Annotated in this window: 18 protein-coding genes; 11 read left to right on the forward strand and 7 right to left on the reverse strand. The window is 67.6% G+C overall.

Annotation, left to right across the window (positions count from 1 at the left end):
* The first annotated feature begins 130 nt into the window (after positions 1-130).
* Positions 131-1,147, forward strand: a complete 1,017-nt coding sequence (locus tag ACTHNC_RS01955; RefSeq protein WP_440292908.1) for a PHP domain-containing protein — start codon at positions 131-133, stop codon at positions 1,145-1,147.
* Between the two features lie 20 nt (positions 1,148-1,167).
* Here the strand turns inward: ACTHNC_RS01955 and ACTHNC_RS01960 are convergent, their stop codons facing one another.
* Positions 1,168-1,464, reverse strand: coding sequence for a GNAT family N-acetyltransferase (locus ACTHNC_RS01960; protein WP_440292909.1), 297 nt, complete (start codon positions 1,462-1,464; stop codon positions 1,168-1,170).
* 58 nt (positions 1,465-1,522) lie between these two features.
* On the opposite strand from ACTHNC_RS01960, the gene ACTHNC_RS01965 reads away from it, so the two are divergent.
* Entirely contained in the window at positions 1,523-2,377 is an 855-nt protein-coding gene (locus tag ACTHNC_RS01965; RefSeq protein ID WP_440292910.1) for a DNA-methyltransferase, read from the forward strand.
* On the opposite strand, the gene ACTHNC_RS01970 is transcribed toward ACTHNC_RS01965, so the two are convergent.
* The 3 genes from ACTHNC_RS01970 to ACTHNC_RS01980 form a co-directional block, all read right to left on the reverse strand.
* Positions 2,374-3,621: an MFS transporter gene (locus ACTHNC_RS01970; protein WP_440292911.1), complete on the reverse strand. Its 1,248-nt coding sequence runs from the start codon at positions 3,619-3,621 to the stop codon at positions 2,374-2,376. The two genes, ACTHNC_RS01965 and ACTHNC_RS01970, sit on opposite strands and share 4 nt — an antisense overlap.
* A gap of 19 nt (positions 3,622-3,640) precedes the next feature.
* Positions 3,641-4,672 (reverse strand): LacI family DNA-binding transcriptional regulator, encoded by a 1,032-nt coding sequence (locus tag ACTHNC_RS01975; protein ID WP_440292912.1) that lies wholly within the window; start codon positions 4,670-4,672, stop codon positions 3,641-3,643.
* 258 nt (positions 4,673-4,930) lie between these two features.
* Positions 4,931-7,180, reverse strand: coding sequence for an MDR family MFS transporter (locus tag ACTHNC_RS01980; RefSeq protein WP_440292913.1), 2,250 nt, complete (start codon positions 7,178-7,180; stop codon positions 4,931-4,933).
* Between the two features lie 390 nt (positions 7,181-7,570).
* On the opposite strand from ACTHNC_RS01980, the gene ACTHNC_RS01985 reads away from it, so the two are divergent.
* Together ACTHNC_RS01985 and ACTHNC_RS01990 are read left to right on the forward strand one after the other, a co-directional pair.
* Positions 7,571-8,443, forward strand: coding sequence for an amidase domain-containing protein (locus ACTHNC_RS01985; RefSeq protein ID WP_440292914.1), 873 nt, complete (start codon positions 7,571-7,573; stop codon positions 8,441-8,443).
* A 33-nt stretch (positions 8,444-8,476) separates the two neighbouring features.
* Positions 8,477-9,286 (forward strand): D-alanyl-D-alanine carboxypeptidase family protein, encoded by an 810-nt coding sequence (locus tag ACTHNC_RS01990; protein ID WP_440292915.1) that lies wholly within the window; start codon positions 8,477-8,479, stop codon positions 9,284-9,286.
* Positions 9,287-9,362: 76 nt separating this feature from the next.
* Here ACTHNC_RS01990 and ACTHNC_RS01995 read toward each other — a convergent pair whose 3' ends face one another.
* A complete protein-coding gene (locus ACTHNC_RS01995; RefSeq protein WP_440292916.1) occupies positions 9,363-10,793 on the reverse strand; it encodes a L,D-transpeptidase family protein in 1,431 nt (476 codons plus the stop codon).
* A gap of 199 nt (positions 10,794-10,992) precedes the next feature.
* Here ACTHNC_RS01995 and ACTHNC_RS02000 point away from each other — a divergent pair, with 199 nt between their 5' ends.
* The 5 genes from ACTHNC_RS02000 (at position 10,993) to ACTHNC_RS02020 (ending at position 14,947) form a co-directional block, all read left to right on the forward strand.
* Complete coding sequence (locus ACTHNC_RS02000) at positions 10,993-11,631, forward strand: amidase domain-containing protein (protein ID WP_440292917.1); 639 nt, start codon at positions 10,993-10,995, stop codon at positions 11,629-11,631.
* 85 nt (positions 11,632-11,716) lie between these two features.
* Positions 11,717-12,232 (forward strand): toxin-antitoxin system HicB family antitoxin, encoded by a 516-nt coding sequence (locus ACTHNC_RS02005; RefSeq protein WP_440292918.1) that lies wholly within the window; start codon positions 11,717-11,719, stop codon positions 12,230-12,232.
* 23 nt (positions 12,233-12,255) lie between these two features.
* Entirely contained in the window at positions 12,256-13,116 is an 861-nt protein-coding gene (locus tag ACTHNC_RS02010; protein WP_440292919.1) for a DUF4097 family beta strand repeat-containing protein, read from the forward strand.
* A gap of 165 nt (positions 13,117-13,281) precedes the next feature.
* On the forward strand, positions 13,282-14,118 hold the full coding sequence (locus ACTHNC_RS02015) for an ABC transporter ATP-binding protein (RefSeq protein ID WP_440292920.1): 837 nt from the start codon (positions 13,282-13,284) through the stop codon (positions 14,116-14,118).
* Positions 14,119-14,134: 16 nt separating this feature from the next.
* On the forward strand, positions 14,135-14,947 hold the full coding sequence (locus tag ACTHNC_RS02020; RefSeq protein ID WP_440292921.1) for an ABC transporter permease: 813 nt from the start codon (positions 14,135-14,137) through the stop codon (positions 14,945-14,947).
* A 176-nt stretch (positions 14,948-15,123) separates the two neighbouring features.
* Here ACTHNC_RS02020 and pgm read toward each other — a convergent pair whose 3' ends face one another.
* Positions 15,124-16,743: a phosphoglucomutase (alpha-D-glucose-1,6-bisphosphate-dependent) gene (gene pgm / locus ACTHNC_RS02025; protein WP_440292922.1), complete on the reverse strand. Its 1,620-nt coding sequence runs from the start codon at positions 16,741-16,743 to the stop codon at positions 15,124-15,126.
* 74 nt (positions 16,744-16,817) lie between these two features.
* On the opposite strand from pgm, the gene pheA reads away from it, so the two are divergent.
* On the forward strand, positions 16,818-17,783 hold the full coding sequence (gene pheA, locus ACTHNC_RS02030; protein WP_440292923.1) for a prephenate dehydratase: 966 nt from the start codon (positions 16,818-16,820) through the stop codon (positions 17,781-17,783).
* Between the two features lie 19 nt (positions 17,784-17,802).
* Positions 17,803-18,219, forward strand: coding sequence for a GNAT family N-acetyltransferase (locus ACTHNC_RS02035; protein WP_440292924.1), 417 nt, complete (start codon positions 17,803-17,805; stop codon positions 18,217-18,219).
* A gap of 92 nt (positions 18,220-18,311) precedes the next feature.
* Here ACTHNC_RS02035 and ACTHNC_RS02040 read toward each other — a convergent pair.
* Positions 18,312-18,707 (reverse strand): diacylglycerol/lipid kinase family protein (locus tag ACTHNC_RS02040; RefSeq protein ID WP_440292925.1); only part of this gene is annotated, 396 nt, incomplete at its 5' end.

Consider the following 18,707-nt stretch of genomic DNA (forward strand, 5'->3'; position numbering starts at 1 on the left):
GCATTTCCGTCGACACACCGGTGTCTCGCCGAGACGCCCCGCTACCGGCGTGGTCTCCACGGTGCCTCGGCGACACACCGGCGGTTCGACGGAGTGACGGGTGTCGGGCGGCCCGGGGCAAGATGGGCGGATGGAGCCCCAAGCCGCCCTGAACGAGATCGCGTTCCTGCTCGAGTATGACCTCGCGCCGCGCTTCAAGGTGCAGGCGTTCCGGCGTGCGGCATCCGCGATCGAGGGCATGACGGATGCCCAGCTGCGGGAGCGCATCGCCGACGGCAGGCTCGCCCGCACGAAGGGGATCGGTGACCGCACGTTCCAGGTGATCACGCAGGCCGTCGAGGGAGGCGTTCCGGACTACCTCGTCGCCCTGCGCGATCGACGACCGGAGCTGCCGGACTCGCCGCTGGCGGAAGAGCTGCGCGGCGATCTCCACACGCACACCGAGTGGTCGGACGGCACGGTGCCGATCGCGGCCATGGCGGATGCCGCCACCGCACTCGGACGCGAGTGCCTCGCCATCACCGATCACTCGCCGCACCTCACGGTCGCGAACGGTCTGAGCGTCGAGCGGCTGCAGCAGCAGCTGTCCGACATCGAGGAGTGGAACCAGACGACCGACGACGGGGCGGTGACGCTGCTCAAGGGCATCGAGGTGGACATCCTCGAAGACGGCTCGCTCGACCAGACCCGCGAGATGCTCGGCCGCCTCGACGTGGTCACCGCCAGTGTGCACTCGAAGCTGCGAGCGGATGCGCCGACCATGACCGCCCGCATGCTCGGCGCGGTGCGCGACCCGGCCACGAACGTGCTGGGCCACTGCACCGGGCGCCTGGTGAGAGGGTCGCGCGGCACCCGTCCGCAGTCCGAGTTCGACGCCGAGAAGGTGTTCGCGGCGTGCGCGGCGAATGACGTCGCGGTGGAGATCAATTCGCGACCCGAGCGGCAGGATCCGCCTGACGACCTCATCGCGATGGCCCTGGACGCCGGATGCCTGTTCAGCATCGACAGCGACGCTCACGCTCCGGGGCACCTCGCCTTCGTCGCCCTCGGCGCGGCCCGTGCTGAGGCGGCAGGCGTTCCCGCCGACCGTGTGGTCACCACCTGGCCGCTGCCGCGCCTCCGCGACTGGCTGGCGTCACGGCGGTAGAGCTCAACCAGCGGGAGAGTTCAGCCGGCGCTCTGCGGCGCCTTCTGCAGATCCTGGTACTCCGGATGCCGCTGCATCCAGGACCGCACATACGGACACAGCGCAACGACGCGCAAGCCCGCGGTGCGCGCGTCATCCAGCGCCGCCTGCACCAGATCGCCGGCCAGTCCCTCTCCCTGATGCCCCTCGTCGACCTCGGTGTGCGTGAACACGATGTGGTCGTCGAACCTCTTGTAATACGCCGCGCCGACCATCTGGCCGCCCAGCTCGATCACGTAGCGGGAGGCATCCTGGTCGTCGCGCACCTGTGCACTCATGTCGCCACCATACGCACACCGATCCGGTCTCGGGCCGAGAACCGGCGACAATGGAGCAATGCCCGCGTGGTCTCCCGATAGCCCGAACACGGTGTTCGAGGCCGACAACCTGGCCGTGCTGCCCACGCTTCCGGATGCCTCGTTCACCCTGATCTACCTCGATCCGCCGTTCAACACCGGCCGCCGGCAGGAGCGCCGAACGGTGACCGCCGTGCGCAGCGACGCCATCGGTGCCGTCGCCGGGTTTCAGGGCCGCGGATACGAGCGCATCCGCGGCGATCTGTTGCGCTACGACGATCGGTTCGACGACTACTGGGAGTTCCTCGAGCCCCGACTGCTCGAGGCGTGGCGGCTGCTCGCCGACGACGGCACGCTGTACCTCCACCTTGACTACCGCGAATCCCACTACGCGAAGGTGCTGCTCGACGCGCTGTTCGGGCGGGCATCCTTTCTCAACGAGATCGTCTGGGCTTACGACTACGGTGCGAAGTCGAAGCGCAGGTGGCCGGCGAAGCACGACACGATCCTGGTCTACGTGAAGAACCCGCGCCGCTATCACTTCGACTCGGAGGCGGTCGATCGCGAGCCCTACATGGCGCCGGGTCTGGTCACCGCCGAGAAGGCGTCGCGCGGAAAACTGCCGACGGATGTCTGGTGGCACACCATCGTGACCACGAGCGGCAGGGAGAAGACCGGCTACCCCACCCAGAAACCGGAGGGGGTGGTGCGGCGCATGGTGCAGGCATCCTCTCGCCCAGGGGACTGGGTGCTCGACTTCTTCGCCGGAAGCGGCACGACGGGAGCGGTGGCCGCGGCGCTCGACCGTCGCTTCGTGCTCGTCGACAGCAACCCGGAGGCGATCGCGATCATGCGCACCCGGTTCGAGCGGATGCCCGACGTCGCCTTCCGCTAGGAACCGGCGGGCTCCGCGGAGGCTGCGGTCGCGCGGCGGCTCAGCGGCCAGTTGGCAAGCGCCGCGACGAGCACGATCAGGGCCGCCACCAGGGGCGTGAACGACACCCCGTGCGCGGAGGTGGCGGATGCCACGCCGCCGACGATCGCGGACGCCGCCGCCTGCCCCACCACGATCCCCGAGCCGAGCATGGTCATCACGGTGGCCGAGCGGCCGTTCGGGCTGCGCAGCGCCGCGAGGCTGTAGAGCGTGACCAGGGTCGGACCGACGCCGATCCCGGTCACGAACAGCACGGCGACGGCGAGCGGGACGGTGCCGGCGAACGGGAATGTCGCGGCGCCGGCGAACAGCACGATCGCGAACGTCAGCCAACGCGCTCGCAGACTGAAGCGCGCGGGGAACAGCGCGACGCCGAGCGCGAACGCGGCGGATCCGACCCCGAGCGCGCCGTACACGAGGCCGGACTGGTCGGCGCTGCCGAGCTCCGTCATGAGGGCGGTGAGCGAGGTGAGCATCGCGCCGAAGAAGAGGCCCATGCCGGTCGTGCCGATCAGGAGCACGAGGATCCGTGGCCGCAGCAGCGCCCGTGCCGGTTCGCGCTCGCGCACCGCCGACTCGTGCGCGGCCAGCCGACTCGTGGGGTGCAGCGCGAACGCGGTGACGAACACGAACTCCAGGAGCGCGGCCCCGATGACCGCGGCCTGCGGACCGAACGCCGTGGCGAGCGCGCCGACCAGCACGGGCCCGAACACGAAGGTCACCTCGTCTGCCGCGGACTCGTAGGAGAACGCGGAATTGAGGATGCCTGCGCGCCGCGAAGCGGGCATCCGCGTCGCGATGATACCCACCAGCCTGCTGCGCGAGAGCGGTGACACCTGCGGTGCGGTGGCACCGACGAGCACGGCAGCCAGGAGCACACCGGCATCCGGCGCGACCTCGGCGCACCACGTGACGAGCAGGAGGGATGCCCCGTTCGCGAGGCCCGCTGCGAGCACGACCCTGCGCTGTCCGAACCGGTCGGCGGCTGCGCCGATCAGCGGGCCGACGACGGCTGTGCCGATCCCGACGCACGCGGACACGAGGCCGCCGAGTGCGATCGAATGGCGCACGGTGACGATCAGCGTCAGCACGCCGACCACGATCATCGCGTACGGGAAGCGCGCGATGAACGCGATCGGGAAGTACGCCCGCCCCATCGCGCCGAGCAGAAGCGAGGCCGTTGACCGCTCGCGAGGTGCGGTCACGGACGCCCGCGCGGGCGGATCAGCTCGAGCCACGCACGATCAGCCGGGTCTTCAGGATGGTCGCGTGCTCGACGGGCTCGCCCTCGATGATCTTGACCAGCTTCTCCGCCATCGCGGCACCGAGCTCGGTCATCGACTGGTGCATGGTGGTGAGCGCGGGGGACGCGGCCGATCCGAGTGCGTCGTCGTCGTATCCGACCACGGCGATGTCGTCAGGGATGCTCAACCCGGCTTCGGCGATCGCGGCGTACGCGCCGAGCGCCATCTGGTCGTTGGCGGCGAACACGGCGTCGAGCGGAGCCTTGCGCGCCAGCAGGCGGCGCATCGCCATCGCTCCGGATGCCGGCGAGAAGTCGCCCCATTCGATCAGCGTGGTGTTCAGCCCGGCCTCGGTCATGGCTCGGCGCCAGCCGAGTTCGCGGTCGAATCCGGCAGGCATGTCGGCGGGTCCGGCGATCGTGGCGATGTTCGTGCGTCCGCGCTCGATGAGGTGGCGGGTAGCGGTGAACGATCCCTCGATATTGTCGACGTCGACGTAGAAGCTCTCGACCGTGTCGGCCTCGCCGTCGTAGCTGTGCAGCGGGCGGCCGCCGAACACCACGGGAACCGTTCGGCCGAGTCGGGCGTAGGAGTGATCGCCCGAGTGGTGGGAGACGACGAGCGCGCCGTCGATGTTGCCTCCGGTGAGGTAGCGCCGTGTCTTGTCCGGGTTGGCCTCGGATGCCACGACGATGCCGAGCGTGTAGTCGGTCGTGGCGAGGTACACGGCGACGCCCTGGATGATCAGCGCGAAGAACGGGTCGGCGAACACGCGCGTCGTCGACTCCGGAATGACGAGGGCGATGGATTCCGTGCGGCGACTGGCGAGTGAGCGCGCGGCGCGGTTCGGCACGTAGTTCAGCTCGGCGATCGCCGCGTTGACCGCCTTGAGCAGTTCGGGCTTCACCTTGGGCGACCCGTTCACGACGCGGGAGACGGTCGCGCGCGAGACTCCGGCCCGTGCGGCCACCATCTCGAGCGTCGGCGCCTGCGCCTGCGCTTTCACGCCCATCTCGCCCCTTCCCCGCCCGAACCTATCGCGATTCCGTGGCCGAGGCGACCCGCGCAGGTCACAAAATGAGCGCGCTCTCACGGATGGGCCCATGCGCGGCCGCGGGGTCGCACGCCGACCCGCCACACGAATCCGCTTCTGCTACACGACCGCATCCGTCACACGAATCGGCATCCGCTACACGAATCGGCATCCGCTACTGAAGAAAGCCGTAGCGGATGCCGATAAGTGTGGCGCCGGGTTCGCGGCGGTTCCGAACTACGACGTGGCGACCTCGCCAGGACCGGCGATGTGCCGACCTCGGTGCTCCGGCTTCTGCCCCGCGTCCTCCGCGGCAGGTCGCGCGTGCCGCCCGTGCTCGGCCGTCTGCTCGGCGTGCGACTGCGCGACCCGCGGCTCGACTCGAGGCTCCGCACCCGTGGACGCCCCGGCGTCAGACACGGTGCCGACCGGAACGGGGCCGGGCTCGGCCTCCTCGTCGGGCAGCGCCAGCGAGCCCGTCTCGGTGGCGGCTTCCGTGGCGAGCATCGCCTCGTCGTCGGCGGCCTCCTGCAGAGCGGACTTCGCACGCAGCGGCGGGGTCTTGAAGAACAGCGAGAGCACGAACGCGAGCAGCACAACGCACATCGCCACCCAGTACACGGTGATCGCCGACGCGTTGAAGCCGACGAGGAACGGCTTCGCGAGCCGCTCGTCAGCGTTCTTGAGGAACGACGTGTCGTTGATGTCGTTGCTGTTCACCTTGGAGCCGCTGGACTTCTTGAGCTGCTTCTGCACGACGGGCACGACAGACTTGTCGACGAACTGGTCGCGCTGCGACGCGTTCGAGAAGTCGAGCGAGACGGTGCCGTTCGAGTCGATGCGCGCGACCGGCACCGTGCCGATCACGGCCTGTTGCGCCTTCTGCACGGCCTGTGCTTCGGCGGCGGCCTGAGCCTCCGGCGGGAGCTTGCCGGCGGCCACCGCCGCATCCACACCCTTCTTGGCGGCGGCGGATGCCTTGTCGACGCCGGCCTGCAGGCCCTTCGTCGTGTTCGTCGTCGCGTTCTTCACGATCGGGTTGTAGATCGTGTTCATGATGCCCTTGTTCTCCGGCGCGTTCGCGACAGCCGGGTCGAACGCGGCCTCGAGCGCCGGGGTCAGCGTCGACTTGTCGTTCAGCGAGCTCTGGATGTTCGCCGGCATCACCGAGAACAGCAGCGAGATGAGCACCGCGGTGCCCAGCGTTCCACCGATCTGCCGGAAGAACGTCGACGCACTCGTCGCAACGCCCATGTCGCGCAGCCCGACGGAGTTCTGGCTGGCGATGGTCAGCGTCTGCATCAGCTGGCCCAGTCCGAGCCCGATGAGCAGCATGGCGCCGGCGATGAACCAGTACGAGTAGTCGTACTTCATGAAGGTCAGCCAGAAGAATCCGCCGGAGAGCAGCAGCGTTCCGATGATCGGGAACTGCCGATAGTGGCCGGTCCGTGCGATGATCTGACCGCTCGCGATCGACGCGATCATCAGGCCGAGGATCATCGGCAGCAGCTGCAGGCCGCTCTCGGTCGGATTCGAGCCGAGCACGAGCTGAAGGTAGAGCGGAAGCGTCAGCATGGCGCCGAACATCCCGAAGCCGACCAGAACGCCGATGACCGTCGCCATCGAGAACGTGTTCGACCGGAACAGCTTGAGCGGGATGAGCGCGTCATCCTTCATCAGGATCTCGACGACGATGAAGCCGACGACGCCGATGGCGCCGATCACATAGCACGTGATGGCAGAAGCGCTGACCCAGCCCCACTCGCGACCCTGCTCAGCGATCAGGAGCAGTGGCACCAGGGCGACGATGACGCCGGCGGCGCCCCACCAGTCGATGCGCACCGAGTGGTGCTCGTGCCGCGGAACGTGCAGGAACGCGATCACGACGAACAGCGCGATGATGCCGATCGGCACGTTGATGAGGAACACCCAGCGCCATCCGGCGATCCACAGGATCTGGTTCGCACCGGCGAAGAGGCCGCCGATCAGTGGTCCGGCGACGCTCGAGATGCCGAAGACGGCGAGGAAGTACCCCTGGTATTTGGCTCGCTCACGCGGCGCGAGGATGTCGCCCATGATCGCCAGGGGCATCGACATCAGACCGCCGGCGCCGAGGCCCTGAACCGCGCGGAAGAACGCGAGCTCGATCATCGACTGCGAGAAGGAGGAGAGGATCGACCCGATCACGAAGATGACGATCGCCAGGATGAACAGCGGCCGACGCCCGAAGATGTCGGACAGCTTGCCGTAGATCGGCGTGGCGATCGTGGAGACGATCAGGTAGGCCGTGGTGACCCACGCCTGCAGGCTCAGACCGTGCAGGTCGTCGCCGATGGTGCGGATGGCCGTTCCGACGACGGTCTGGTCGAGGGCAGAGAGGAACATGCCCGCCATCAGTCCGAAGATCACGAAGAGGATCTGCCGGTGGGTCATGATGGGGGCATTGGGCGCTGGCTGCGCCGACGCTGACGTGGCGGCTTCTGACATTGATCCCCGTACGTTCGAAGCTGAAACAGCTGGTGGCGGCACGAAAGCGAAGACACGCCGAGCGGCGGTCCCTGCCGTCGTTGGCGTGTGAAGAGTTGTCGGTGCTGAGAAATTTGCGGTGACTGCAAATTTACACCCGAGAAGTGTGCGCGTCGAACCATAGCAGTTCCTGAATCGAACGGTTCGCGGGCGGCGAACAACTGCTCCGATGAGCGCCAGAGCTTCCCGTCGATGGCGGCGAGAGCGGTCCCATACGGGACCCACCGACGATTCCAAGGAGAGCGCGGTACTGTCGACGACGCCATGTCGTACCCCCCGAATGAGTCGCACGCCCGCACCCGCTCCCGCAGTCCCCGCAGCGCCGGTGGTGCCCGTGTCCGAGGCGTACGGATGGCTGTGCTTGCCGCCGCCGCGGCATCCGCGCTTGCTCTGACGGGCTGCACCGCTCACACCTCGGGCACCACAGCAGACGCCAAGCCCGCAGCGCAGGCTACGGCCACCGCGTCGCCGTCGGTGGCCACCGTGTCGCCTGCGCAGGCATCCGTCGTCGGACAGAAGGTCACGATCACGGGCACCGATCTGCAGAACGTGAAGACCGTGGCGTTCGGCTCGGCGAATGTGCGCGTGCTCTCAGCAAGCTCCGACAAGGTCGTCGCCCAAGCACCCGCGGCGGCGAACTACCAGCCCGCCACGGTGGGTCTGAAGCTGATCAGCAAGACGGGCAAGACGATAGCGAGCAAGCCGAACGCGCTGGAGTACACGGCGGCGGGCGGGGTGGCTGCGCAGCTCGAGTACGCCCTCGCGCACTGGCAGAACTACAACACCGCCGAATACGGCGACCTCAATCCCGACGGCGGCGACTGCGCCAACTTCGTCAGCCAGACCCTCATCGCCCGCGGCTGGACCATGAACGACGACTGGTACAACCACGAGGCCGGCGACGACTGGAGCTCGGCATGGGGCTACGTTCCCGCGATGGATGACTACTTCGCCGAGAACGCCGAGAGCCTCGGTCTGCAGGAGCTCAGCTTTTCGCAGGCCGGCCGGGCCAAGGTCGCGCTCGGCGACATCGCCGTCTTCGACTGGGACGGCGACGGATCGCCCGACCACGTCGAAGTCGTCGACCGCATCACAAAGGTGAATGGCCAGTACAAGATCGAGCTGGCCAGCCACAACGACGACTACGCGTACCGCGACCTCGACGAGACGATCACCACGCAGCACCCGGGCGCGACCGGCCACTTCTGGCACCTGACGCGCTGACCGCGCGCTCCTGCGCACCCCTACACTCGATGCGTGACACCACGCCGCCCCGGCCCTCGCATGCTGATCGCGCTCGCCGCCGCCGGGGTGCTCGTGCTCGGTGTCGGCGCATGGGCGCTCGGCGCCGTTCTTCCGCCGGATTCCGCGCCAGTTCGCGCGGCGCTCACCGCGCGCCCGGCACCGGCGGCCTCGCCATCCGCCATTCCGATATCGACACCGACCGCTCCCGCATTCGACAAGCGCGCGAACTCCATCGACGACCCATCGAGCATCTGGGTCGTGGTGAACAAGTCCCGTCCTCTCAACCCGCAAACCTACGTGCCGGCCGACCTCGTGCAGCCGCCCGTCGCGAACATCCACGACCAGCCCGTTCGCCACGTGGTCTCCGATGCGCTCGCCGCCATGTTCGCTGCGGCGAAATCCAGTGCTGGGCTCTCACTCACACTGCAGAGCGGGTATCGCTCCTACGACATGCAGGTCAACGACTACAACGGAGACGTCGCGGCCCACGGCCGGGCGTATGCGGACAGCGACACGGCACGTCCGGGACACAGCGAACACCAGACGGGACTCGCGGTCGACATCAGCGCGGCATCCGGTCGCTGCAGCCTGGATGCCTGCTTCGGGCAGACGCCGGAGGGGCAGTGGCTGGCGGCGAACGCGTGGCGCTTCGGATTCCTGCTGCGCTATCCGCAGGGCAAGGAGGCGGTCACCGGCTTCACGTACGAGCCCTGGCACTTCAGGTACGTCGGCATCCCGCTGTCGACCGAGCTGCACGACACGGGTGTCACCACTCTCGAGGAGTTTTTCGGGGTGCCGGGCGGCGAGACGTATTCCGGCTAGTGTTCGCGCTGCGCGCTCCGACTGACTCAATCGGCTCGGCAGAGCACGCAAGCCTGCTCTGCTCTCGCCTCAATCGTCAATGCACATAGACCTGGGTGCCGTCGGGCGTCCAGTCGTAGAGCTGCTGGGCGAGGCTGATCGGCATGCCCACGCATCCGTGGCTCATCGGATGCCCGAAGTTGTCGTGCCAGTACACGCCGTGGAAGGCGTCGCCGTTGTAGTCGAAGTACATGACCCACTGCACGTTGGGCACGACGTAGCCGTACTGAGTGCTCGACATCGTCTGCACCCGGATGTGATCGCGAACGGTGAAGTGGCCGGTCGGCGTCGGTGTTCCCGGGAGTCCTGAGGAGATCGCCCACGACCCGACGACCACGCCGTTCTGGATCATGGAGAGCGTTTGCGTGCTCAGGTTCACGTCGATGCTGCGCTGCAGGTTGGTGGTCTGGAACGGCGTCTCGGTCACGGGCAGGCTGTACTCGGCATTGCCATCGCTGAGCTGCGTGGCGAAGGCCGCCGCGACACCGCCGGTGCTGCCCAGCGTGCGTCCGGTCTGGCCGGCGGTCTCGACACGCAGCACCTCACCGGCCGAGTTCACGATGTTCTGCGCGTTCGCCGGCTGGCGGTTCACCTGGCCCGGCAGAGCGTCGACCGCGGTCTGGATCTTCTTCTGATCGGCCGTGATCGAGAAGCTCCCGGTGCTGTCGTGCGAGGTCACAGTCAGCCACGAGGCCGCGACATCCGGCGCGACCGGCACAGTGCGTTCGGTGCCGACGTAGAAGCCGATCGTGTCGAGCATGCCGCCCAGCTTCTTCGCCGTCGCCTCGGCGGTGCCCGTGCTGATCGGAGGCAGGGCATCGGTCTTCGTCGTCTGCACAGCGACGTGATCGATGTCCCGGCTGAAGGCCCGCTGCAGCGACTGAGCGAGCGCGGCGGTGTTCACACGGATGCCCGGCGCGGCCGGCTTCACGACGTAGGTGCCGTTCACGAACCGGACACTGGCATCCGTCGGCTTCGTGTAGAGGGAGGGGAGCGCCTGCTGCAGTGCCTTGTCGGCCTTGCCCGCCTCGAGCGTCACGGGCGCCTCGATCGGCGCGCCGAACCACGCGCCGAGGTTCCAGAGGGGCCGGTCGGCGAGTGCCTTGTTCGTGAGAGCGCCGGCGTCGACCGATACGCCCAGTTCGCTGCCGGTCATCCTGGTGCCGTTCACGCTGATGCTCGCATCGGAGAGCCGCTGCGACACCACGTTCGCGGCGATGCTCGGCGGCAAGCCGCCGACGGGAACGCCCGCGACGGTCGTTCCGGGAGCGATCAACAGAGTGAGCGCCGCACCGAGCAGCAGGACGAGCACGCCGCCGGCGATCCAGAGCCAGAGGAAGCGGCGCTTGCGCTTCGGCGTGCTCGTCGCCTCGAGCGTCTCGGCAAGGCGCACGCGAACGGCAACCGCCGACTCCGGCTCGTTCGGGCCGTCGCCGACGACAGGATCGTGTGTCAGTTGATCCGTCACGGCTGCCTCGTTCGCTCGGTGACCCCCCGCTGGGCGAAACGTCAACAGAGAATATAATGGCGCGGCGCAAACGGCAACTGGGTTGTCTATCCGGTATATCAGACCGACGGACGGGCCGCGCATTCAAGGCACCTCAGCATCCGCTCAGAGCGCGGCCGGTCGGGCTGCCGCACAGGTGCCGGTCGATAACGTCGACGGCATGGTGCGGACGAGACGGCGAAGCAGATGGTGGCGGGCGGCATCCGCGTTCTCGGTCGTCGCCGTGCTCGCTCTCGCCGGATGCTCCGCCGGGCCTGCGCCGCTTCCCGCGCCGATCCAGAAGCAGCTCGACTACGCGCTGGCGCACTGGAACGACTACAACACGAAGGTCTACGGCGACCTCAATCCGGTGGGCGGCGACTGCGCCAACTTCGTCAGCCAGACGCTGATCGCGCGCGGCTGGACCATGAACGACGACTGGTACGACCACGATGCCGGTGAGGACTGGAGCCCTGCCTGGGGTTACGTTCCGGCGATGGACAACTACTTCGCCGCCAACGCGAAGTCGCTGGGCCTCACCGAGTACGCGTTCGACAAGCGGTCCAAGATCGCGGTGGGCGACATCGTGGTGTTCTCATGGGCCGGCACCGACGAGTACGACCACGTCGAGATCGTGAGCAAGGTGGTCGACACCACCGTCGACGGCAAGAAGCACATCGACATCAAGATGGCCGGCCACAACAAGGACACGAAGTACCGGGACCTCGACGACGTGCTCGACAAGGAGTACCCGGGCGCATCCGGCCACTTCTGGCATGTCGCTCTGCCGCCGACCGCCTCGCCGAGTCCGACGAAGTAGCGGCGCTTTCGCCGCGACACCACGTGGTGTCATCCTATTCGCGCGATTGCTTGACCTGACACCATGATGGTGTCACTATGGTGTCATGCAGTTGGAAACGTATGTCGAAGAGCTCCAGCGTCAGCTCGCCGCGGCGGCTGCCGCAGGCACGGACGAGACGCGCGAGACGGCCGAACGCCTCAGCGCGGCGCTCGACGCGGCGGCACGGCTCATGCTGATCGAGGCGCTCGGCGCCGCTGCGAGCGAGATCACGACCGAGCTGACACCCGGGTCGGTCGATCTTCGGCTTCGTGGTCGTGACCCCGAGTTCGTCGTGACGCAGGCTCCGGAGTGGTCGGAGTCCGCGCCGCCGGCGCAGGCGGCACCGCCCGTCGCACCGGCCGCGGTGGAGGGCGAGGAGTCGTCGACCACGCGTACCACTCTGCGGCTTCCCGACGAGCTCAAGTCGCGTGTCGAGGCTGCGGCAGCCCACGCCGGGGTCTCCGTGAACACGTGGCTGGTGCGCACCATCGCCTCCGCATTGGATGCCGGAGCGTCACGCACGCTCGCGCAGGAGATCAGGCAAGAGGTCAACAAGCGAGTCACCGGATGGGTTCGGTGATGAACGTGAGCAGGGGAGCCGCCATGAACACCGAGTACGAGACAGCTGAGCCCATCCAGCTGGTGCTGGACATGCTCGTCGTCGTCAGCCTGACCGTCACGGCCGCCGACACGATGATGACGACCCTGTCGATCAAGGCCGCCGACCCGAGCAAGAAGGATGACGTGCGGGCACTCGGCGAGGTGAGTGTTGACTTCGTCGACGGCGTTCTTGGCGTGCGCATCGCTCGCACGCTGCGCTACTACACCTGGTTCAGCGGCAGCCCCCGGCTGATCGTGGACATCACGGTGCCTGTCGGGTCGAGCCTCGACGCCAAGGTGGGAGCGGGAAACGTCAGCACCCAGGGCGAGCTCGGCTTCTGCATCGCTCGAACCGGCGCCGGCGAGCTCCGCATCGAGCGGGCCGGCAGGACAACGCTGCACAGCGGTGCCGGCTCGATTCAGGCCGGCCGGATCTCCGGTCCGCTGCGCATCACGAACGGCGCCGGATCCATTCGGGTCGGCACGTTGGAAGGCGAGGGAAACGTCAAGAACACCACGGGCAACACCACCTTCGGCGAGGTCGAAGGACCGCTCACGGTGAAGTCCACAACGGGCGACGTCGTGATCGAACAGCTGAACGGCTCTGCCGAGATCAAGTGCGCACACGGAGAGGTGCGCATCGACAGGGTCGGCACGGGCGAGGTCAAGATCGACGGCGGCTACGGCTCCATCGAGGTCGGCGTGCCGGAGGGCACGGCCGCCTGGCTCGACATCGCCTCGCGGCACGGGCAGTTGCGCAACGAGCTCGAGGCGGCATCCGCTCCAGTCGAGACGGACCGCACCGTGGCCATCACGGCGCACGCGGACTACGCCTCCATCACCATCCGCCGCCCGCTGACCTAGCTACCAACCTCCACCCACCCGCTTCAAGTCGCACAATCTGCCCTTTTGAGGGCCTCATAACGGCAGTCTTCGCGACTTGAACGTCGTAACCAACAACTACCGCCCAAGGAGGGCGGTGATCGGCGCGCCCGGAAACGGGGCGAAACGAGAGACAAGGAAACCACCATGACAACCACCGCAGTCCAGTCGCCTGCGATCCACGTGCAGGGACTGGTGAAGTCCTACGGAAAGCTGGAGGTGCTGCGCGGCGTCGACTTCGACGTTGCACAGGGAAGCATCTTCGCGCTGCTCGGCTCCAACGGGGCGGGCAAGACCACGGCCATCCGCATCCTGTCGTCCCTGCTGCACGCCGACGGCGGCACCGCCACGGTCAACGGATTCAACGTGTTCAAGCAGGGCGCCGACGTTCGCAGGTCGATCAGCCTGACCGGCCAGTTCGCCGCCGTCGACGAGATCCTCAGCGGACGCGAGAACCTCGCGCTGATCGCGAGGCTGCGCCACGTGAAGCACCCTGAGCAGGTCGCGGATGCCCTCCTCGCTCGGTTCTCGCTCACCGACGCGGGCGGCCGCCGGGTCTCGACCTACTCGGGCGGCATGCGGCGACGGCTCGACATCGCGATGAGCCTCATCGGCAACCCGCCGGTCATCTTCCTCGACGAGCCCACCACCGGCCTCGACCCCGAGGCTCGCATCGAGGTATGGGATGCCGTCAAGGAGCTCGCGGCGGGCGGCACGACCGTGCTGCTCACCACGCAGTACCTCGACGAGGCCGAGCAGCTGGCCGACCGGATCGCGATCCTGCACAAGGGCCGCATCATCGTCGACGGCACGCTTGCGGAGCTCAAAGCGATGCTGCCGCCCGCGAAGGTCGAATACGTCGAGAAGCAGCCCAGCCTCGAAGACGTCTTCTTCGCGATCGTCGGCGACAAGGGTGACGAATCGGCGGATGCCGATGCCAGCAACGACCAGAACGAGTCCGGCCTCCCCGCCGGCGCGAAGTAAGAAGTAGGAGAGGACCATGACAACGACGACGACGACTCAGCTCGCGACCGGAACGCGGGCATCCACCGGATCGCACTTCTTCGGCGACACCGCGGTGCTCACCGGACGAACGGTCAAGCACATCACCCGCAGCCTCGACACCATCATCACGACCTGCATCATGCCCATCGGGTTCCTGCTGCTGTTCGTGTACGTGCTGGGCGGGGCGATCCACACCGGGACGAACACGTCCTACGTGAACTACCTGCTGCCGGGCATCCTGCTCATCACCGTGGCATCCGGCATCTCGTACACGGCCTACCGGCTGTTCCTCGACATGCAGGGCGGAATCTTCGAACGGTTCCAGTCGATGCCGATCGCACGGTCATCCGTGCTGTGGGCGCACGTGCTCACCTCGATGATCGCGAACGCGGTCTCCATGGTCGTGGTCGTGGGGGTGGCGCTCCTGATGGGCTTCCGCACCGGCGCGAGCGTGCTGGACTGGCTGGCGGTCGCGGGCATCCTGCTGCTCTTCACCCTGGCTCTGACCTGGATCGCCGTGATCCCGGGCCTGAGCGCCAAGAGCGTGGACGGCGCAAGTGCGTTCTCGTACCCGCTCATTTTCCTTCCGTTCATCAGCTCGGCGTTCGTGCCGACGGCATCCATGCCCGGTCCGGTCGCCTGGTTCGCGCAGTACCAGCCGGTCACGCCGATCGTGAACTCGATCCGCGACCTCTTCACCGGCCAGCCGGTCGGTGCAGACCTGTGGATCGCGCTGGCCTGGTTGGTGGGGATCCTGGTCGTCGCGTATGTGTTCGCTCAGGTGATCTACCGCAAGAAGATCTCTTAGGTCAGCGGGCCGAAAGGATCCGCGTTCCGGTCGCATGCCCCCGCCGCGCTGAACGCGCGGCTCCCGCCAGACCCAATGCCAGCGACCGGAACGCGGATCCTCTCGACCAGCCATCGCCATTCGCACGCCCAGTAGGGATGGGATGTGCGGACGGCGCTGGCGCGCCGGCGGTGTTGCTAGGCGATCGCGGCGTCGACGATCTGCTTCGCCTCGGACTGGACCTGGCGGAGGTGGTCTTGGCCGAGGAAGGACTCGGCGTAGATCTTGTAGACGTCCTCCGTGCCGCTGGGGCGAGCGGCGAACCAGGCGTTCTCGGTCACGACCTTCACACCGCCGATCGGGGCGTCGTTGCCCGGAGCGCGGGAGAGCTTCGCGGTGATCGGCTCACCCGCGAGCTCGGTCGCGGTGATGGCGTCACTGTCCAGCTTGCCGAGCTTCGCCTTCTGCTCCTTGGATGCCGCGGCATCCACCCGCTGATAGACCGGATCGCCGAACTGCTCCGTGAGCTCGCGGTACAGCTGCGACGGGGTCTTGCCCGTGACGGCGATGATCTCGCTGGCCAGCAGGGCGAGCAGGATGCCGTCCTTGTCCGTCGTCCACGCCGTGCCGTCCATGCGCAGGAACGACGCGCCGGCGCTCTCCTCGCCGCCGAACGCGACCGAGCCGTCGACGAGGCCGGGCACGAACCACTTGAAGCCGACCGGAACCTCCCACAGCCGACGACCGAGCGACTCGGCGACGCGGTCGATGATCGAGGATGACACCAGGGTCTTGCCGATCGCGGCATCCGGTCGCCAGTCCGGGCGATGCGTGTAGAGGTACTGGATGGCGACGGCCAGGTAGTGGTTCGGGTTCATCAGGCCGCCGTCGGGTGTGACGATGCCGTGCCGGTCGGAATCCGCATCGTTGCCGGTGAGCACGTCGAAGTCGTCCTTGTGCTTCAGCACGGATGCCATAGCCGACGGGCTCGAGGGATCCATGCGGATCTTGCCGTCCCAGTCCAGTGTCATGAAGCCCCACTGCGGGTCGATCGTCGGATTCACGACCGTGAGATCGAGGCCGTACTTCTCGCCGATCAGGGACCAGTAGTGGGCGCTGGCACCACCGAGCGGATCGGCGCCGATGCGCACGCCAGCCTTCTTGATGGCATCCACGTCGATGATGTTGCGAAGGTCGTCCACGTAGTGCTCGCGAAAGTCATAAGTGGCAACACCGCTCGGCTCTGCCCGGTTCACGTCGCGCAACCCGTCGGCGATGAGCTCGTTGGCGCGGTTCGCGATCCAGCTCGTGGCATCCGTGTCGGCCGGTCCACCGTGCGGCGGGTTGTACTTGAAGCCGCCGTCCCGCGGCGGGTTGTGGCTCGGAGTCACGACGATGCCGTCGGCCTGCGCGCCGTCAGGGTTGGCCCGGTTGTACGCGATGATCGCGTGGCTCACGGCAGGAGTGGGCGTGTAGTCGTCGTACTCGTCCATGAGCACGTCGACGCCGTTCGCCACGAGGACCTCGAGCGCGGTCGTCTGGGCCGGCATGCTGAGCGCGTGCGTATCGGCACCGATGAAGAGCGGCCCGCTCGTGCCCTGCGACTGGCGGTACTCCACGATGGCCTGAGTGACGGCGGCGATGTGATCCTCGTTGAAGGCCGTGTCGAAGGCGCTGCCGCGGTGACCGCTGGTGCCGAACACGACCCTTTGCTCGGACACCGAGGCATCCGGTTTCCGTTCGTAGTAGGCGCGAACGAGCGCCTCGACATCGATCAGGTCTGCTTCTGTTGCTGGAGTGCCTGCGCGATCCGACATGCGACCAAGTCTGACACCCCACCGGCGTCCCGTCGCGTCTCGCTGTGCGGCGCCGCGCAGATAGGCTTTTCGCCATGCCGGATGCCAACTCGCAGACGTACAGCTTTCTCGGGCCGTCCGGCACGTTCACGGAGGCGGCGCTCGCGCAGGTTCCCGAGGCGCAGGGCAAGCCGTGGCGCGCGGTCAACAACGTTGGCGAGGCGCTCGACGACGTGGTCACCGGTCGCAGCGTCGCCGCGATGATCGCGATCGAGAACTCGATCGAGGGCGGCGTCTCGGCCACGCAGGACGCCCTGGCCAGGATCCCCGAGCTGCGGATCATCGGCGAGTACCTGGTGCCGGTCGGGTTCGTGCTGGTGGCTCGGCCAGGAATGAAGCTGGCGGATGTGAAGACCGTTGCGGCGCATCCGGTCGCGTACGGACAGTGCAAGGAGTGGCTGGGCGCGAACCTGCCGGCGCACGACTACATGCCGGCCTCGAGCAACGTGGCGGCAGCCATTTCGCTGCTGGAGACGGACGCGGAAGGGCAGCCGATCAGCCCCGCCGACGCGGCCATCGCCCCGCCCGCGATCGTCGACCACCACGATCTCGAGCTGCTGGCGGAGAACATCATCGACAACCCCAACGCCGTGACGCGGTTCGCGCTCGTCAGCCGCACCCGGAGCATCCCTGAACCGACCGGCGCGGACAAGACGAGCCTCATCGTCGAGCTGCCCTCCGATCAGTCCGGAACGCTCGTCGAGATGCTCGAGCAGTTCTCCACGCGCGGCGTCAACCTCAGCCTGATCGAGTCCAGGCCCATCGGCGACGAGCTCGGACGGTACCGCTTCGTCATCGATGCCGACGGCCACGTGAAGGACGAGCGCGTCGCGGATGCCCTGCTCGGCCTGTTCCGGTTCAGCCCGAACATCAACTTCCTCGGCTCGTATCCGCGTGCCGATCGTGTTCCGGTCGACTACGACCCGCGCTACGCCGATGGAGTGTTCATCGAGGCCAGGGACTGGCTGCGCGGCCTGATCGGCGGCGAGCCCGAGGCCTGAACGCCTCTACCCTGGAGCGATGGATGCCCGCTACCGCTTCTCGTGCAGCACGTCCGAGGTCGACCGCGAGCTCGTGCATCGCTGGCTGAGCGAGCAGTCGTACTGGGCCCAGGGGCGGAAGCGTTCCGTGCAGGACGCCGCCATCGACAACTCGCGCAACTACGGAGTCTTCGATCAGGAGTCCGGTGAGCAGGTCGCGTACGCGCGGGTGGTGACCGACAGCGTCACGTTCGCGTGGCTGTGCGACGTGTTCGTGGATGCGTCCGTGCGCGGCCGCGGAGTCGGGGTGGCTCTCATCGAGGGGGTGGTCGCCGACCTCGAGCCGCTCGGGCTGAAGCGCATCGCGCTCGCCACGGGTGACGCGCACGGCCTGTACGCGAAGTTCGGCTTCGAGCCGCTCGCGGAACCGTGGAAGTGGATGACCCGTCAGGGCTGAGCGACCCATCCTCCCGTTCAGGTCGCAGTTTCTGTCGCTTCAACGGCTTGGATCCGACAGAAACTGCGACCTGAACGGAGGATGGGGGCGATTCACGAACGGGCGGGGACCCGCACGACGAGAGCTCCGGCATCCGCCCAGAAGTGCGCTCCGACGACCTCGCCGAAGCCATCGCCGTCGAGCTCGACCGGCTCGGCCCCCTCCACCTCGACGTGCACGGACGACCCGCGCAGGTAGGTGAGCATGCGGGCCTTGTCCGAGCCGGTGAAACGGATGATCTGCCTGCCGAACGCGGAGCGCCGCAGCACCCGGTTCTCCCACGTCACCTTGCGCCAGATGGCCAGCCAGCCGAAGATCGTGCGCGGCTGCACCAGCGCGATGTCGAGTTCGCCGTCGTCGAGGCTGGCGTCGGGCATGAGTTCCATGTTGCCCGGCAGCACGCCGCAGTTGCCGGCGAGAATCGTGCTCACGTGCGCCGAATGCGCCTG

Origin of the sequence: Humibacter sp. (assembly GCF_051954055.1) — a bacterium.
In the GTDB taxonomy this organism is placed as follows: Bacteria; Actinomycetota; Actinomycetes; order Actinomycetales; family Microbacteriaceae; genus Humibacter.

Excerpts from the sequence above, each read along its gene's own strand:
- ACTHNC_RS02000 (WP_440292917.1), top strand. The coding sequence starts at position 10,993 with ATGGTGCGGACGAGACGGCGAAGCAGATGGTGGCGGGCGGCATCCGCG.
- ACTHNC_RS02015 (WP_440292920.1), top strand. The coding sequence starts at position 13,282 with ATGACAACCACCGCAGTCCAGTCGCCTGCGATCCACGTGCAGGGACTG.
- ACTHNC_RS01960 (WP_440292909.1), bottom strand. The coding sequence starts at position 1,464 with ATGAGTGCACAGGTGCGCGACGACCAGGATGCCTCCCGCTACGTGATC.
- pgm (WP_440292922.1), bottom strand. The coding sequence starts at position 16,743 with ATGTCGGATCGCGCAGGCACTCCAGCAACAGAAGCAGACCTGATCGAT.
- pheA (WP_440292923.1), top strand. The coding sequence starts at position 16,818 with ATGCCGGATGCCAACTCGCAGACGTACAGCTTTCTCGGGCCGTCCGGC.
- ACTHNC_RS01955 (WP_440292908.1), top strand. The coding sequence starts at position 131 with ATGGAGCCCCAAGCCGCCCTGAACGAGATCGCGTTCCTGCTCGAGTAT.
- ACTHNC_RS02005 (WP_440292918.1), top strand. The coding sequence starts at position 11,717 with ATGCAGTTGGAAACGTATGTCGAAGAGCTCCAGCGTCAGCTCGCCGCG.
- ACTHNC_RS01965 (WP_440292910.1), top strand. The coding sequence starts at position 1,523 with ATGCCCGCGTGGTCTCCCGATAGCCCGAACACGGTGTTCGAGGCCGAC.
- ACTHNC_RS01980 (WP_440292913.1), bottom strand. The coding sequence starts at position 7,180 with ATGTCAGAAGCCGCCACGTCAGCGTCGGCGCAGCCAGCGCCCAATGCC.
- ACTHNC_RS02010 (WP_440292919.1), top strand. The coding sequence starts at position 12,256 with ATGAACACCGAGTACGAGACAGCTGAGCCCATCCAGCTGGTGCTGGAC.
- ACTHNC_RS01985 (WP_440292914.1), top strand. The coding sequence starts at position 7,571 with ATGGCTGTGCTTGCCGCCGCCGCGGCATCCGCGCTTGCTCTGACGGGC.
- ACTHNC_RS02035 (WP_440292924.1), top strand. The coding sequence starts at position 17,803 with ATGGATGCCCGCTACCGCTTCTCGTGCAGCACGTCCGAGGTCGACCGC.
- ACTHNC_RS02020 (WP_440292921.1), top strand. The coding sequence starts at position 14,135 with ATGACAACGACGACGACGACTCAGCTCGCGACCGGAACGCGGGCATCC.
- ACTHNC_RS01975 (WP_440292912.1), bottom strand. The coding sequence starts at position 4,672 with ATGGGCGTGAAAGCGCAGGCGCAGGCGCCGACGCTCGAGATGGTGGCC.